The organism is uncultured Nostoc sp. (genome assembly GCF_964247315.1).
Classification (GTDB): Bacteria; Cyanobacteriota; Cyanobacteriia; order Cyanobacteriales; family Nostocaceae; genus Nostoc.
The window spans coordinates 1-15,154 of record NZ_CAXTTT010000154.1 but is presented as its reverse complement, the minus strand read 5'-3'; the positions used below and the strand labels follow the sequence as shown (position 1 = coordinate 15,154).

General features: G+C 39.4%; 12 protein-coding genes and 1 pseudogene. 5 read left to right on the top strand and 8 right to left on the bottom strand.

Annotated elements, in window-relative coordinates:
- Window positions 1-281: 281 nt before the first annotated feature.
- The 3 genes from ACFE93_RS30650 to dnaK all read right to left on the bottom strand — a co-directional run bounded on the left by ACFE93_RS30650 (window position 282) and on the right by dnaK (window position 4,145).
- Complete coding sequence (locus ACFE93_RS30650; RefSeq protein WP_375479255.1) at window positions 282-674, bottom strand: hypothetical protein; 393 nt, start codon at window positions 672-674, stop codon at window positions 282-284.
- Between the two features lie 264 nt (window positions 675-938).
- Window positions 939-1,934: a DnaJ C-terminal domain-containing protein gene (locus ACFE93_RS30645; protein WP_375479253.1), complete on the bottom strand. Its 996-nt coding sequence runs from the start codon at window positions 1,932-1,934 to the stop codon at window positions 939-941.
- Window positions 1,935-2,063: 129 nt separating this feature from the next.
- Window positions 2,064-4,145 (bottom strand): molecular chaperone DnaK, encoded by a 2,082-nt coding sequence (dnaK, locus tag ACFE93_RS30640; RefSeq protein ID WP_375479251.1) that lies wholly within the window; start codon window positions 4,143-4,145, stop codon window positions 2,064-2,066.
- Between the two features lie 319 nt (window positions 4,146-4,464).
- Between dnaK and ACFE93_RS30635 the strand changes: the two genes are divergently transcribed.
- The 3 genes from ACFE93_RS30635 to ACFE93_RS30625 all read left to right on the top strand — a co-directional run bounded on the left by ACFE93_RS30635 (window position 4,465) and on the right by ACFE93_RS30625 (window position 7,935).
- Window positions 4,465-5,313 (top strand): M28 family peptidase, encoded by an 849-nt coding sequence (locus ACFE93_RS30635; protein ID WP_375479249.1) that lies wholly within the window; start codon window positions 4,465-4,467, stop codon window positions 5,311-5,313.
- A 124-nt stretch (window positions 5,314-5,437) separates the two neighbouring features.
- Entirely contained in the window at window positions 5,438-6,886 is a 1,449-nt protein-coding gene (locus ACFE93_RS30630; RefSeq protein WP_375479247.1) for a site-specific DNA-methyltransferase, read from the top strand.
- Window positions 6,883-7,935 (top strand): XcyI family restriction endonuclease, encoded by a 1,053-nt coding sequence (locus tag ACFE93_RS30625; protein WP_375479245.1) that lies wholly within the window; start codon window positions 6,883-6,885, stop codon window positions 7,933-7,935. Before ACFE93_RS30630 ends, ACFE93_RS30625 begins: the two co-directional genes overlap by 4 nt.
- Before the next feature lie 19 nt (window positions 7,936-7,954).
- Here the strand turns inward: ACFE93_RS30625 and ACFE93_RS30620 are convergent, their stop codons facing one another.
- The 5 genes from ACFE93_RS30620 to ACFE93_RS30600 form a co-directional block, all read right to left on the bottom strand.
- Window positions 7,955-8,860, bottom strand: coding sequence for a bestrophin family protein (locus ACFE93_RS30620; RefSeq protein ID WP_375479243.1), 906 nt, complete (start codon window positions 8,858-8,860; stop codon window positions 7,955-7,957).
- Window positions 8,861-9,326: 466 nt separating this feature from the next.
- Window positions 9,327-9,734, bottom strand: a complete 408-nt coding sequence (locus ACFE93_RS30615; protein ID WP_375479242.1) for a VOC family protein — start codon at window positions 9,732-9,734, stop codon at window positions 9,327-9,329.
- A 626-nt stretch (window positions 9,735-10,360) separates the two neighbouring features.
- Window positions 10,361-11,221: an SIMPL domain-containing protein gene (locus ACFE93_RS30610; RefSeq protein WP_375479240.1), complete on the bottom strand. Its 861-nt coding sequence runs from the start codon at window positions 11,219-11,221 to the stop codon at window positions 10,361-10,363.
- A 289-nt stretch (window positions 11,222-11,510) separates the two neighbouring features.
- Entirely contained in the window at window positions 11,511-11,888 is a 378-nt protein-coding gene (locus ACFE93_RS30605) for a hypothetical protein (RefSeq protein ID WP_375479238.1), read from the bottom strand.
- A gap of 508 nt (window positions 11,889-12,396) precedes the next feature.
- Window positions 12,397-13,485, bottom strand: a complete 1,089-nt coding sequence (locus tag ACFE93_RS30600; RefSeq protein WP_375479236.1) for an NAD(P)/FAD-dependent oxidoreductase — start codon at window positions 13,483-13,485, stop codon at window positions 12,397-12,399.
- A gap of 134 nt (window positions 13,486-13,619) precedes the next feature.
- Here ACFE93_RS30600 and ACFE93_RS30595 point away from each other — a divergent pair, with 134 nt between their 5' ends.
- Together ACFE93_RS30595 and ACFE93_RS30590 are read left to right on the top strand one after the other, a co-directional pair.
- Window positions 13,620-14,462 (top strand): hypothetical protein, encoded by an 843-nt coding sequence (locus ACFE93_RS30595; protein ID WP_375479234.1) that lies wholly within the window; start codon window positions 13,620-13,622, stop codon window positions 14,460-14,462.
- Between the two features lie 98 nt (window positions 14,463-14,560).
- Window positions 14,561-15,154 (top strand): annotated as a pseudogene (locus ACFE93_RS30590) (hypothetical protein); the annotation flags it as partial.

The window sequence follows — 15,154 nt, the reverse complement described above, 5'->3', positions numbered from 1 at the left end:
TTTAAAGTCTTCTGGCTTCAGGCTCTTTACTTGTTCGTAGGTCATAGATGCTACCAGGGCAAACGCATCTAAATTACTCTTGATCACAACCAAGGTTAAGAACCAACGAAAAAATCAGCATTTATCGTTTGGTTTAGTTTCCCAAGCTCAAAGTGATCGCTTCAACCTGTGTCAATAAGCAACAATTAATGCGACTATTTGGGAGCTTATTGAAAATACAATCCTTTTGTTGACATGATGCGGCCGCCCTGTAGATGCTACCTAACTCTAACTTACTTGTCTCACGCATCTAGGACTTTTGCAAGAGGTCTATTGATAACATCTGCTTTATGCAACAGATTTTTGAACACTCGTGTTATGAGATCGTCATAAATTGCGTTCTGCTGAAGCTTTGTACTTAAACTCTTAAAGTTTGCTTTTGCTGATTCTGCCATATCAGCTTTACTCTGAATTGCAATGAGAACTTTGATATCGAAAGACTCCATCAGTCCAAAAACCTTTTCACGAATTTCGGGATGGTCGTCCTTAGCGTGAAAGGTAATCACAGTCTTTTTCGCTTCAGGTTGCATAGAGGGAATATTTTTGAAGCGAGGATGAGTCATCAAGCTTGTGCGGAGTGCATTCAGTTCCCAGTTAACTTGTTCTGGATCAGAAATTTGAGCAACACCAACCATAAAAAATTTAGATGCTCCGGGTTAACCTACGATGATGCGTCCCTTTTTATCGAAGAATGTAAGATCACCTGCTTCGTCAACAAAGTAGTGACGAAATTTGATTTCTGCTGACATGTACTGGAGATAAGGTAGATTTGACCTATTTTACTCACGTCAACCTAAGATAGTAGCCTCTAATTGTGCGATCGCTTGATCTCTTAACTCAAACTCAGGTTAAGTACTCAATTACTGATGTCAGTCATGGATTAATACACTACTTCATCCCTAACGTATTAAATCAGCACGGGGTTTAAAGGTTTCAATTTGCCGTAACTTTTCGTAAAGCTCCCGTTCTTCTTGACTAATATTTTTCGGTGTAACTATTTGAATTTCTACTAGTTGATCGCCACGTTTCCCGGCATCGTTAGGATAGCCTTTATTGCCTAGTCGAAATTTTTGACCAGACCTAACTCCAGGAGGGGTAGTCATTTTTACAGGCCCATCAAGAGTAGGTGCTTCTACCTGTCCTCCTAAAACTGCCTCGCTAGGAGTAACAGGTACTTGGCAGAGGATATTTAAACCTTCTAGCTTAAATAATCGATGAGGTTCAACGGTAATTTTTAAGTATAGATCGCCACCACCAACGCCTTGGTTCCGCAAACGGATGGTTTGACCTGTTACCATCCCTGGAGGCATATTAACTTCTAGCGATCGCCCATCTTCCAAACGAATGCGTTCATTACCACCTTGATAAGCTTTTTCTAGTGGAAGCGTTAATCTAGCTTCTATATCTCGCCGGGTTGTGCGAGGTGGAGTGTTAACGGTGTAGGCAACTTTTGTTCTGGGGGAACGAAACGGATCGCTAGTATTGCCATTACTGGAGTTATTTGCCGCACTCTTATTTTTGACACCGATAACTTGATTAATAAAGCTTTCAAAGTCAGAGAATTGGCTGGGATCTACATCCTGATTGCCATTGCGATCGCTAGCGCTACTCTGCCAAGTTTTAGCTTTTGGTGTCTGTTTGTTACCCGCAAAGCCTTTTTGCTTCCAATAGCGGCTAAACTGGTCGTACTGCGATCGCTTGGCTGGATCGGAAAGAACTTCATAAGCCTCGCCGATATCTTTAAATTTTTCCTCAGATTCTTTGTTACCCGGATTCAGATCGGGGTGATATTGCCTTGCTAACCGCCGATAAACCTTTTTAATTTCCTCACCAGAGGCATCTTTAGATACTCCTAAAATCTCGTAGTAATCGCGAAAGTTCGGCAAATTTTGCATAGTTCAGTTATTTAAATTTTAGATTTTAGATTTTGGATTAATTAGGAGTTATGAGTTGAAAGATTTAATTTTTAACTCCTGTACAGACGCGATTAATCGCGTCTCTACTCCTAACTTTTATTAAAAGTACTACAACCAATCATTGTCTTCTTCATCATCCCAGTTATCTTGGTAGCTGGGGCGGGATTTGCGTGGAGGACGGCTTTCATAAGAGGAAGAACGATTATCGCGGCTATAATCTCTGCCATAGTCTCTACCGTAATCTTTGCTATAGTCTTTACTGTATGAGTCGCGTTCTCGATATGTATCTCTGGGAGATTCGCGTTCTCGTTCTTTATCACCGCCAGTAAAGATGTCGCGGATAGTCCCAAACAAGTCATCGTCTTCATCTTCAGCATAAGTCTGGCGGACTTCCCGATTTAGCTCATAGAGAGCATCTTGCAAGTCGGCGTAGGCTTGATCGATACCGCGATCGCTATTTTCCTGAAGACTTTCTCTTAGTTGTCGGCAAATATTATCAATTCTTTGGCGGCGGCTGCGGGCAAACTGCATACCAAATTCCAGCGCTACTTCCCTCAGTTGTCGTTCTGCTTGGAAAATCAACGCCTCAGAACGAGTCCGCTTTTCTATCCTCTCTTTACGTTCGCGATCGACATCGGCGTATTTTTGAGCATCTTGAATCATCCGATTCACTTCCGACTCGTTTAAAGTGGAAGCGCCTTGAATGGTAATACTCTGCTCTCGCCCAGTGGTTCTATCTAAAGCTGTTACCTGTAAAATACCATTAGCATCAATATCGAATGACACTTGAACTTGAGGAATTCCTCGTGGCGCTGGTGGGATGCCATACAGCTTGAACCGTCCTAAAGACTTGTTGTTTGCTGCCATTTCCCGTTCGCCCTGGACTACGTGAATTTCCACAGTATTTTGGTTATTTTCAGACGTAGAAAAAATATCAGAACGACGTACTGGGATGGTGGTGTTGCGAGGAATAAGTTTTTTCATCACGCCGCCGATGGTTTCCAATCCCATAGAAAGGGGTGTGACATCCAAAAGCAGCACATCTTTGAGTTCGCCTGCAAGAATTCCTGCTTGAATTGCTGCACCCACTCCCACAACTTCATCGGGGTTAACGTTTTCGTTTGGTTCTGTACCAATCAAGTCCCGCACTAGCTGCTTCACCATTGGCATTCGTGTAGAACCGCCAACTAACACAACTTCTTCAATGTCTCTAGGTGAAAGTCCGGCATCTTTGAGCGCTCGTTTTACTGGTGTTCGCAATCTTCCCACCAAATCACCACACAAGCCTTCAAATTGGGAACGAGTTAAACGAGTTTCGAGATGTTTGGGCCCATCTTCCGTGGCGGTGATGAAGGGTAAGTTAATATCGGTGACACTGACAGCAGAAAGCTCAATTTTGGCTTTTTCCGCAGCTTCCATCAGACGTTGCAAAGCTTGGCGATCGCGTCTTAAGTCTACCTCTTCTGTTTCCAGAAATTGCTCTGCTAACCAATCTACTATTATTTTGTCAAAGTCGTTCCCACCAAGTTGCGTATCGCCACTGGTAGCCTTGACTTCAAATATCCCATCGCCTACTTCTAAAATCGACACGTCAAAAGTGCCACCACCTAAGTCAAAGACTAAGATAGTTTCCGTGTCACCCCGATCTAATCCATAAGCCAAAGATGCCGCAGTCGGTTCATTGAGAATCCGCAGCACCTCTAAACCAGCAATTCTGCCAGCATCACGGGTTGCCTGCCGTTGAGAATCATTAAAATAGGCGGGTACTGTAATCACTGCCCCTGTAACTGGTTCACCCAAATAGCGACTAGCATCGTCTGCCAATTTCTTCAGCACCATTGCCGAAATTTCTTCTGGGGCGAAATCTTTATTCAGACGAGGACAGGCAATTTTAATATTACCTACTTCGTCCTTGCGGATGGTGTAGGGCACACGCTTAGAATCTGCATTAAGTTCGCCATACTTCCGCCCAATGAAGCGTTTAACTGCAAAAAAGGTATTTTGGGGATTGAGGACGGTCTGTCGCCGTGCCATTTGCCCAACTACCCTTTCACCTTCTTTGCTGAAGCCAACTACGGAGGGGGTTGTTCGCATTCCTTCTGCATTGGCAATCACCACCGGCTTGCCACCCTCCATAACGGCGACTACTGAGTTGGTTGTACCCAAGTCGATGCCGACTACCTTGCCCATGCGTTACTCTTCTCCTAAAGTGTCTTATATATTTATTATGATTGGGCGGAACTACCTCTAGCTTTGTGCTACAAGATAAAAACACCTCAATGTATAATACTCATCATTAAGGCAGTAAGCTAAGAAGTGCAGCTAGAGGAGATAGTTGCAAGACTAGGATAGCATTGAGATGGTTGGTGTGCCCAAGCAGCCTCAATTCTTGATATCCGCCTACTTCTGTTTAAGGTATCTGCAAATTCGTAAGTTCACCTTAATGATGCTTGCTCTGCTTTTTTGAGTACCTGAAAATTCTAATATTATTGCTACTTACTTTAAAGATTTGAATTTAACAGAGCGATTACAGACTTCCCTGAGTGAGATAGCGCGAGAACGCGATCCTTACATGGCAACGGCTGGACATTTTTTTGTCCAAGAATACATCCGCCAGCAATTTTCCCAATGGGGGAGTGTGGAAATCCACACCTTTGAAGTCAGAGGTAAAACTTGTAATAACTTGATATTAAATTTACCATCCCAAGCTAAAGGGCAAAAAAAGGATTTGCTACCAATTTTAATTGGTGCTCATTATGATGGCGTTCCGGGAACAGTTGCGGCTGATGATAATGCTACAGGTGTAGCGGTGTTGCTGGAATTAGCCAGAAAGTTTACTGTCGAACCTGTCAGATATCCCTTAAGACTGGTTGCTTTCGATATGGAAGAATACGGCTTACTGGGTAGTGCTGATTATGCAGCCCTGTTGCATCAACAAAAGCAACAGCTACGCTTAATGATCTCCTTAGAAATGCTCGGTTATAAGGATTCTACACCTGGCTCCCAAAATTACCCCCCTCCTCTGGAACGCTTCTACCCAGATACAGGTGATTTTATTGCTTTAATTGGCAACTTGCGGACATTGCCTGATTTAATTGGGATGAGCTGTAATATTCGCAAAGCTGGCGTATCTAGTCAATGGCTACCCGTGCCAAATCGAGGTTTAATAGTTCCCCAAACCAGACTTAGCGATCATGCACCATTCTGGGATTTGGGTTATCCGGCAATGATGGTGACAGATACGGCATTCTTGCGAAATCCACATTATCACAAGGCTAGTGATGCAATCGCTACTTTGGATTTAGATTTTCTTACTCGTGTATGTGAAGGGTTAGAGATGGCAATTCGGAGTCTATAAAAAAGTTAATAGAATGATGACCTGAGAAATAATAATTATATTTCTTGAGGATAAATAAAAACTATAAAACAGCTAACAAATATTAATATATTAATCAACAAAAGTTTAATATCTAAGTAATTTGATGCAACTTATATCCTCTTCAAATCAAAGAAACGAGCTTTACGAAAAATTTAAATTAAAGATTATTCAGAATTCTTGTTTAGATAGAACCTTAGTGAGTTACCAGGGTAATAAACAAACTCCATTTTCTTCCTGGTTCAAATATAGAGAAGGATTTTCAGAACGTCTAGTTACCTATCTTCTTCAAGAATTTAAACCAGAACCAGGTGTACTGATAGATCCATTTTCAGGAGTTGGCTCATCTTTGTTTGCTGCAAATGCGTTAGGGTGGCAAACTACGGGAATTGAACTGTTACCTGTTGGGCTTTTTGCTACACAAGCTCGAATTATCGCTCAGAAAATAGATGTAGAGTTATTAAATTTAGAAATTACAAAGTTCAAACAAATAAATTTTCAGGACTATTATGATCAATTTTTTATATTTAATCATTTAGCAATAACCCGTGGAGCATTTTCTTCGATAAATGAAGAACAACTAATTGCTTACATATCTTATTGTAATAATATTATTCCAAATAAAGATATCAGTACTATATTTATATATGCTGCATTTTGTATTTTGGAGGATATTAGCTATACTAGAAAAGATGGACAATATCTGCGCTGGGATAGTCGTTCAGGTCGCTCAAAGGGAAATAGTAAATTTAATAAAGGAGAAATTTTATCTTTTGAAAATGCAATTAATCGAAAACTAAAGCAAATTATATCAGATTTAAATATTAGTCTTGTCCAACTAAATTTATTTAGTGAGAATTTACTATTAGAATTGGCAACGACTAAATTTAGTATTGTCGAAAAGACAGAACCTAAACTTTATGAAGGTTCTTGTTTAGAAATTATTCCAACTATCCAAGAAAATAGTATTGATTTTGTCATTACGTCTCCACCCTATGTTAATAGATATGATTACACTCGCACGTATGCTCTTGAACTTGCATTTTTGGGATGTAGTGAAGAAAAAGTAAAGTATTTACGTCAGCAAATGCTATCATGCACTGTAGAAAACCGTGGCAAATCTAATTACTTAGAAGAATTTTATACTGCTAAAAACCGATATCAGGATTTCTTAAAAATAGATTCTACCTTTAAAAATCAGGCTGCTTTACAAGAAGTACTAATAATACTAGAAAATTATAAAAAACAAGGTAAATTAAATAATGATAATATTGTCAGAATGGTAGGTAACTACTTTTACGAAATGTGCTTTGTAATTTATGAATTAGCTCGTATTCTCAAACCTGGTGGTATAGTCGCAATGGTAAATGATAACGTCAGGTATGCTGGAGAAGAAGTTCCTGTAGACCTAATTTTATCAGATATAGCAGAGTCTTTTGGACTGAAAACGCGATATATTTGGACATTAGGAAGAGGCAAAGGAAATAGTAGCCAGCAAATGGGAAATCATGGGCGCACAGAACTACGTAAATGTGTTTATATTTGGGAAAAGTGAGTACTGTACCATTAGATGAAACAAATCTCTTAACTGAGGCGCATCGTATAAACTATCGCTTGCGTTCAACCTTCTTTTATCGCAAGCTTAAAGAATACAAAACGCTCTCTTTGCCAACTAAAATTAATGCATTGTTACCAGTTAATCATTTATATAGTTGGGATAATTGGGCAGAATGGGGTATTGGAGAAGAAGCATTTATCTACATCGATCAACATCCTAACTTGCAACTAATTCAGGTATTTTGCCATCCCAGGTTAATTAGAGAACACTCTTCAGTGTTAGCTTACTATCGTAATATTGCAGCACTTTCTCAGAAAGCCGTTAAGTATTTAGCAGCAATTGATGTAAAGAGAATTGAACTTGATCAACAAAATAAATATCCTCTAGGAGAAGATAAAGCCTTAACGCTTTCTCGACTTTTTAATGAACATATATCGCTGATAATTGATAGTTCTATAGAAAGTTTGACTGAGGAAGAACTATATGGAATACTACTAGCCTCAACAGGAACACAAATAGACGGTTCTTGGCGTAATGCTATTGGGGAAGAAGCAGAAAAAGTTGTACAGCGACTTCTTATCAAAGAGGTTAAGGAACGCAATCTTCTTGCTGCTTTTATTCCCCGTCAGGGTACAGGAGTTGAAGTATATAATCCTAGCAGACTTGAAGAACAACTAGGAAATATTGAGGGCTATCGGGGCGTAATGTTGGCTAATCAAACCTCTATACTTTTTTCTAGTGAACCAGATATTTCACTTTTAAACAATCAGGGTACAACAGTCGGTGTAATTGAGATAAAAGGAGGAACTGATCCTGCGGGAGCACTAGAACGTTATGGTGCTGCTAAAAAATCCTTTGAAGAAGTTTTTCGTAGGAACCCAAAGGTTAAATCTATTTTAATTGCCAGTTGTATCACCACTGAGGTACATACTCGTATTCAGAAAGATCCAATAATATCTACCTATTTCAACTTGACAGAAGTATTGAGTGAAGACTCAATACTATATGACCAGTTTGTTAAAGAAGTATTTTCAATACTACAATAATTTGTAATGTCTATTTTAATCAGATATTTTCTGTGTGCGATCGCGTATTGGGAGTCAAAGTAATTAAATCGTCGATATTGCGCTTCATTGTCTCGCAAATTGCATCTAATGGTAAATCATTAGCATCATAACCAAAGGGGTTTTCTATCTCTAAGCCAATAGCTTCAATGCCAAACACAGTAAACCCAACCAAAGCAGAAATTAAACCTGTCCACCAACCGAGTTGTTCTACTATTTGAAATGGTAATAAAAAGCAATATAGTATCAGTAATTGCTTTAAATGAATAGCATAAGCAAGCGGCATAGGCGTTTTTAAAATACGTTCGCAAGCACCTAAATTATCCACAAGACTATTCAATAATTCTTGCATAGATGTTAGTTGATAGCTATTAAGGCAATTACGATTATACTGCTCTTGTAAATAATCTCCTATCCAAAAAGCAACCTCTATAGGAGGATTATTCATAATCTTCAGTTTTATATACTTAGTAGATGGCATTAAATCTTCTAACTCGCTATTGACAGCTTCTCCTCGCAAATGTAATTTAGTTGTTACAGCAAAAGCTGCCAATAAGTTTAATGCTGTAATTTTTTTGTCTTTATCTTCTGGTGAAATTTCATCAACTGATACCCAAATTTGCCGCGCTAGATTTCGGACGTTATTTACTATAGATCCCCAGCATTTTCTCCCTTCCCAAAATCGCTCATAAGCAGTATTTGTACGAAATACAAGTAACAAACCTAAAACAATACTAGGAATAACACTTCCTAAAATAGGTTGAGATACAGGTTTGTCAAAATGGTGAAGCAGAGAAATTAAAAATCCGAAAGCTCCACACCATAAAATATGTTTGAAAATTGCTTTCGTCACTGAACCTTTAGGTTGTAATGCTGTGCGTAACCATTTGATTTTTTCGGCTATCATGTAGTCACCCTAATACAATATTTATTTAATCGGTACATTCAGTATTTATTAAATTAAAAATAATCATTATAAAATTAGCATAATTAGCAAAGAGATACTTAAAAAACTATTCTTGCTAATAACATAATATCCTGACAGTTATGTATTTATTCTAGTTTTTGTTAAACAATTTCAAGTCAGGTTAAATACTTATTATTAGTACTGACACAAAGAGTTTTTTGATCGTCAATTAGATAAACATTATATAAAAGTCAAAAGCGATACCTAAGCAACAATTGTAAATAAATGTAAAGATTTTTCTGTGGCTGCATAAACTCCATATTTCATCCCGATAAATCTATGGAAGAAAAGGTATATTCCTATCGATAATGTTCATACAGCATTAGTCGGTATCATGTACCCCAGTAGATCAAAAAGTTCTAGCCTGTAAAAATCCTGCCCTGTACATTAAACATCTAGACATAACTTATTGGGTTATGTCTTTTTTGTTGTCGTTAGTCTCAAAACGTTGAATTTCAATCAAATAACCATCAGGATCGCGGAAAAAACAATGGTAAATGTTGTATTTTTCATTTAGTGTCGGTGGCTTTTCAAATTTTACGCCACGTTCTTTGAGATATTCAAACCATTCATCCACCTGCTGTGTCACTAGGGTAAAAATAACACTTGATTGCTTGTCGGTTGGAGGAGCCGATGTTTCGCTTGCTTGGCACAATCCTAAGTATCCAGAGCAACTAACAGTATAAATTCGACAGGTTACTTGGTCAAGCCACAACTCAAAACCTAGCTTTTGTTCGTAGAATTCTGTAGCTGCATTGAGATTATGGGTGTAAACGAAGGTAATTTGCTGGTCTATTTGCGGATGAGTAGACATAAAACACATTTGAGTATATACCCTAACGACATTGGGCGATCGCATAGGTAAAAATTGATTGATGTTAGAAACCTGTTACTGCTCCAGAATGCCTTAAGTGCATCTGGAGTTTCTTTTTGGAAAAAACCATAAAAATTTTTCCAATCATCCTGATATGCCAAAACATGGCTGAATAAAAATGCATACTGAATTATCTATATTTAACACGGACATCACTTATTGATGTACCCCTCCTAGCAAACAACTCTCGCAAAACAGCCTCAGATTATCTGGGGCTGTTTTGCGTTACTTCCAATAAAGAAGGAGTATAAACGATAATCCTCAAACACTTTTATCTACATTTGAGTGTATACCCGGATGACGTAGGATTTTATCAAGGTGAAAATTTGGTATAGGTAAATGCGTATCTTTCCTGACTCCAGATTTGTCACAAACATTTCTGGAGTTTTTTCATTATTAGAGTTTGAAATCAGCAATCTAATCTAGACTCCAGTCGCAAAATATAAAGCAAATAAGAAGTTCGATTAAATCTACCCTTCTTGATTAGACTTCAGAGGAGAAATAGTTAAGCGATCGCACTTCAGATTTTGACTATATAAAAGTGCAATCGCACTAAATATAAATGTTTATTTTGTTGTATATGTCACAAAAATATCCTTTTTCATTTCAACTTCCGCTGGTGCATCTGGATTATAAGCTGGTGATAATAAAAAACTAGCAAACGACGGTAAAGGAACTCCAGTTTTAGAATTACACGAGGGATAAAATAATGTGTAAAATGGCTCGGCGACAGAAGGAGTACTAAGTTTAACTTCTATTGCAGTTGCTAAAGCCTGAGCGCGGCTTTGAGCATCTTTCATCGCTGATTGATAAACTGAACTCTGCAAAGCCTGACAGTCATTTACTGCATATTCAACACCCACACTCTTGACAGAAAGGTTTTCAATTTGGCTAGTGGACTTGTTCGCTGTACCAACAATTTCCTGGACGCGATCGCGCGTTGGTTTTTCTAGTCTTACCAATATCTTGGCGTTATTTTCACTGGAATTAGGGTTAATTTGTACTTGAATTTTATCAGCACTAATGCCTTTAGCAACTAAGCTATTAACTATAGGCTGAAGAGTTGCTTTAGTTAAGGATTTTTTGCTTGGTAAAGATTCTGCTGCTGTTTTGTAATTTAAAAGTAGAGTTTGTGAAGATATGCGGCGGGTTTGGGGTAGAGATGATGGTTGCGTTTGTAACTCATCATTACTACCTCCACTACTGAATACCAATTCAATATCCGCTGTATCTGCTGGCACTCTCACTACTCCTTGACCGATTACCATTAATGAATGGTGATCGCTTGCTGGTGGGTAAAATAATTGGGCGTTAGTGACTTTGGGTGTTAATGTCCCTACTCCAACAGTCACAGTAATACTTAGCAGCATTAAAGCAGTTATTGTTCTCATATCCTGGGAATGTCCTTTGAACTTAGTAATTGTCAAAGTTTACACCTCAAGAGGAATATACTGAATCCTTTATCCAAATAATTGACTAAAAAAGGTACTGGTGATTGGGAATTGGGGATTAGGGACTGGGGAAAAATTATTCTAATCCTCATCCCTAATTCTACGTATAGTGCCAACCATCAAAGAAGGGTTGCGCTTTAACAAAAAATATTGAACCAATCCCATGTCTTTTACACTGACTTTAGTCGTGGGATTGGCTCAATATTCAAAATTTAACTATGGACATAATTATATTTCAGCAGAGAGCCAAATCTTATTAGAACTATTAACCAAACCAGTGGGAAGGTTCACAAGTTGGTTCAACTGTTTCACAAACACGATGGCTAATCCAATCTGACTTTTCTTGAACGATTAGACAAATGCCTTGGTGAATCAAATTCTGTAAATGTAGTTGTTGCTCTAAAGGTTTTCGAGGCAATTTGTAATAAGCCAAGCTTCCTTGTTCAGCGTCCGTTAGCGGAATCTGTTCGTCAGACATGACGCTGTAAAAGGAAGGAATGCGATTGAGGACGAAAGTAATTAGCTCTTGGCGTAAATCAGGAATCGCAAAGGCTTGTTGATATGGATCGGATGGATATGTATTCAAAACACTTTCAATTTCTTCTACTATTGATTGTTGTGTTAAATTGACTACCGTTTTCATGATTTTTAAACTCCTTTTTTAATCAAGTCAATGCTTAGTTGAGAAAATAACTTTTTTAGATGCCCATGTCTTGATGACAACCAGTCAAATTACTTTTAGCTGATAGATACAATCAACCCTGAAACTAGCCTCTTATCTTGGTACACTATCAGACATTTGGCTTTGCTTATTTTAGTTAAATTTTATACTGTTTCACAGCATCACTTATTAAAATAGCGTCCAACAATCTGGTAAGTTACCGACATCTTATATTTATAATCTTAATTATTTTAAATTTCTGCCTTTTTGGCAGAAATCTACATAAAACGCAGCATCAAAGCTAGGGGATCAAGATTAACAGTAATAAAATAACTTGAATTAGGGACAAGTTTTTCATTGAGTTAAGCTTTTTAGGTAATTAACATCACTTTTTAGGCTTGAAGAAACATTTGCTATTTCATCTAAAAAACTTATTTATTGCACTTTGATTTAGTCAGTCAGAAAAATGACGACTCACTATAGTGCAGAATCAGTCTAGCGACAGATGAAATAATCGTGTAAAAACGTTTAGAAAGTTCACATTATGGAAAGGGAGATGACGCAACTGATTGTTAATTTCATCAGCCGCAGCTAATCCAGAAAGCATCGCATCTTCGACAAGATTGCCGCCACACCAATCACCACAGCAAATTAAAGGTAAGGCAGTTCCAGCAGACAAAAAAGCTTCGTGCCAAGGACGGCTAGGAAAGGCATAACGCCAACGATGTACTTGCATCCATTCGTGAGTATTCAGCCAAGGAAGGGACAGAGATTCAGCTGCTCGTTGCAACATATATTGTCCGGCAGATTGTAAATCCTGTGATTCTAGATGACGTTGGGCAAAATCAGCACTACTTTGCACCACAAAATGTGGTTGTTGAGGGTTAGGACGCTTGCTACTGTCCAAACCAATCCATGCTAAATCAGCATCATCCACAAAAGTTAGGGCTTTCCATTGAGGGAGGGGTTGAGATGTAGAAGGATATCCAGCGATCGCACTAATCGAAGGATAAAATTCTACAGAACGCAAGTTATCAAGAAAAGCTGCATTCAATACACTTTCACCCAACGGTTCTAACAGCATCACAGTTTGGGGTGCGGGAATGGCGACAACTATAGCTTTTGCAGTTAATTCTTCATTGCTAGATTCCAGAGTCAAACGCCAGCTATTTTCGGTAGTTGGAGTAATAGCGATGACACGCTGATTCAGTAATATTTCTAAACCTGGGGCGAGGGACTTAGCGATCGCACTCATTCCCCCAGGTGCAACATAACGCGGACTGCGGTTATTGGGTTCAGATAAAGGAACACCTGTTGTAAGTTCGTAAACCTCATCTGTCCAAACTTCGAGGATATGGCGCGATCGCAATATCTCCACAAAACCTTCCAATAATTCACCCTTTGGCTCCAGGTAACAAGCCCCATGATCCGCCAAAGTTCCATACAAGCGGCGTGTAGCTAGTCTCCCTCCCAAACCACGCGACTTTTCCACCACTACCACCGAATATCCAGCTTGACTTAACTGCTGGGCGCAGACTAAACCGGCAATTCCGGCACCAATCACTGCAATATCAGTCATGAGTCAATAGTCCCTAGTTAATTATTGGTCATTAGTTATTGGTTATTATCAAAGGACAAAATTACTACTAATGACTGCTGAAAGCTAATAGTAGAATAAGGTACAGAAAGCTGCACGGAAGGGAGGAAGGGAAATTGGATGAAATGAGGGCGGCGCTAGAGTTAGCGACCGAAGAAGAATTGCAAGACTTAACGGCAATTCTATTTAGTCGTAAGTTCAATCCCTTAGACTATGTACACACACCCGAACCCATCGAAGTACAAAGCCAAGACCGCAAAGCTTGGTTAGATGCACTAGAGGGCCGCTTTCGTTTTTTGGCGGCAGATGGGATGACAGTATTACGGGGACGGACAGGCCAGGTAACTTACCGACAAGCGTTAGTTCAAGTATGTAAGTATCTAAAAATTTCTTATTCTCATCAGCTGGCAACCATTGATTTAGAAGCAGAAGTATTTTTGCATCTTTTAGGACAGGTATGGAAAAAATTGCCGGAACAGGAAAAGCAAAAATTGACTATACAGGTGCAGCGTCAGCTGCTGAAATCAGAACTAAAACAACCCCTACCACTTTTATTGCAACGCGATCCCTTGGGATTACTTTTTAAAGGCGGTAGTGCGCTAGCGGTTACTTCTCTTCTCCAGCCACTTGTACTTAAGCAAATTGCCCGTCAATTTGCCATCCACTTTGCTACTTATGAAGTAGCCAAACAAGCGGCAATTACAGGCTCAGAAGCAGCTGCAACTCAATTTCAAAGTTATGTAGCGATGCAAATGGCGCAACGGGGTATGACAGTGAGTGCAGCTCGTTATGGGGCAGCCCGCGTGATGTTTGCCGCGATCGGCCCAATGATGTGGACTTGGTTTTTTGCGGATTTAGGCTGGAGAGCGATCGCTACTAACTATGGTCGAATCATCCCCACTATCTTCGCCTTAGCTCAAATTCGCCTCACCCGTGAGGAATGTTGGGAGCCAGCTTGAACAAGGTTTTTGACTATTTCAAATCTCGTTGGCAATCTTCTTGGAACTACTCTCTATGGGCATTGTTAATCTTCCCATTGAGTCCTTTAATAGGGGCAGTGACTATAAGTTTTGTATCATTAATAACTTTAGTGCTACAATACCGCAAAATTAGCCGCCGCCCCCTCAACTGGGGATTTGCCCTTTTGAGTGTATTGCTGATTGTGACTGTTGGGTTTGCCCAAGACAAGACAGCAGCTTTCCTCGGCTTATTTAATTTACTACCATTCTTTTTAGTTTTTGCTGCTCATAGCGCTCTAATTCAAACATTTGCCCAATTGCGGCAAATGGCTTGGATTGTGGTAATCGGTTCCATGCCAGTAGCAATTATGGGCTTGGGACAGTTATTTTTAGGCTGGAGTTTCAAGTTCCAGTTTGTGTGGGTTGTGTTTAGTTGGACGATCGCACCAGGAGGAAATCCACCAGGTCGTATCGCTTCACTTTTCTTGCACGCTAACACCTTTGCAGCTTATCTAGTAATAGTTTTCATTCTTAGTCTAGGGTTATGGATCGAACAATGGCGATTGAGTATGGGACATCGGGCATCGGGCATCGGGCATCGGGCATTAGGCATTAGTTATTCTCCCTTTGCTGCGGGTGCTGCCTCATCTCGCCACCTACGCCGTCTGGTCTTAACCGTGGCGGTGTGTACA

Bases quoted from the DNA above. Each gene is read 5' to 3' on its own strand.
- ACFE93_RS30650 (WP_375479255.1), bottom strand. From the start codon at position 674: ATGGTTGGTGTTGCTCAAATTTCTGATCCAGAACAAGTTAACTGGGAA.
- ACFE93_RS30645 (WP_375479253.1), bottom strand. From the start codon at position 1,934: ATGCAAAATTTGCCGAACTTTCGCGATTACTACGAGATTTTAGGAGTA.
- dnaK (WP_375479251.1), bottom strand. From the start codon at position 4,145: ATGGGCAAGGTAGTCGGCATCGACTTGGGTACAACCAACTCAGTAGTC.
- ACFE93_RS30630 (WP_375479247.1), top strand. From the start codon at position 5,438: ATGCAACTTATATCCTCTTCAAATCAAAGAAACGAGCTTTACGAAAAA.
- ACFE93_RS30620 (WP_375479243.1), bottom strand. From the start codon at position 8,860: ATGATAGCCGAAAAAATCAAATGGTTACGCACAGCATTACAACCTAAA.
- ACFE93_RS30615 (WP_375479242.1), bottom strand. From the start codon at position 9,734: ATGTCTACTCATCCGCAAATAGACCAGCAAATTACCTTCGTTTACACC.
- ACFE93_RS30605 (WP_375479238.1), bottom strand. From the start codon at position 11,888: ATGAAAACGGTAGTCAATTTAACACAACAATCAATAGTAGAAGAAATT.
- ACFE93_RS30600 (WP_375479236.1), bottom strand. From the start codon at position 13,485: ATGACTGATATTGCAGTGATTGGTGCCGGAATTGCCGGTTTAGTCTGC.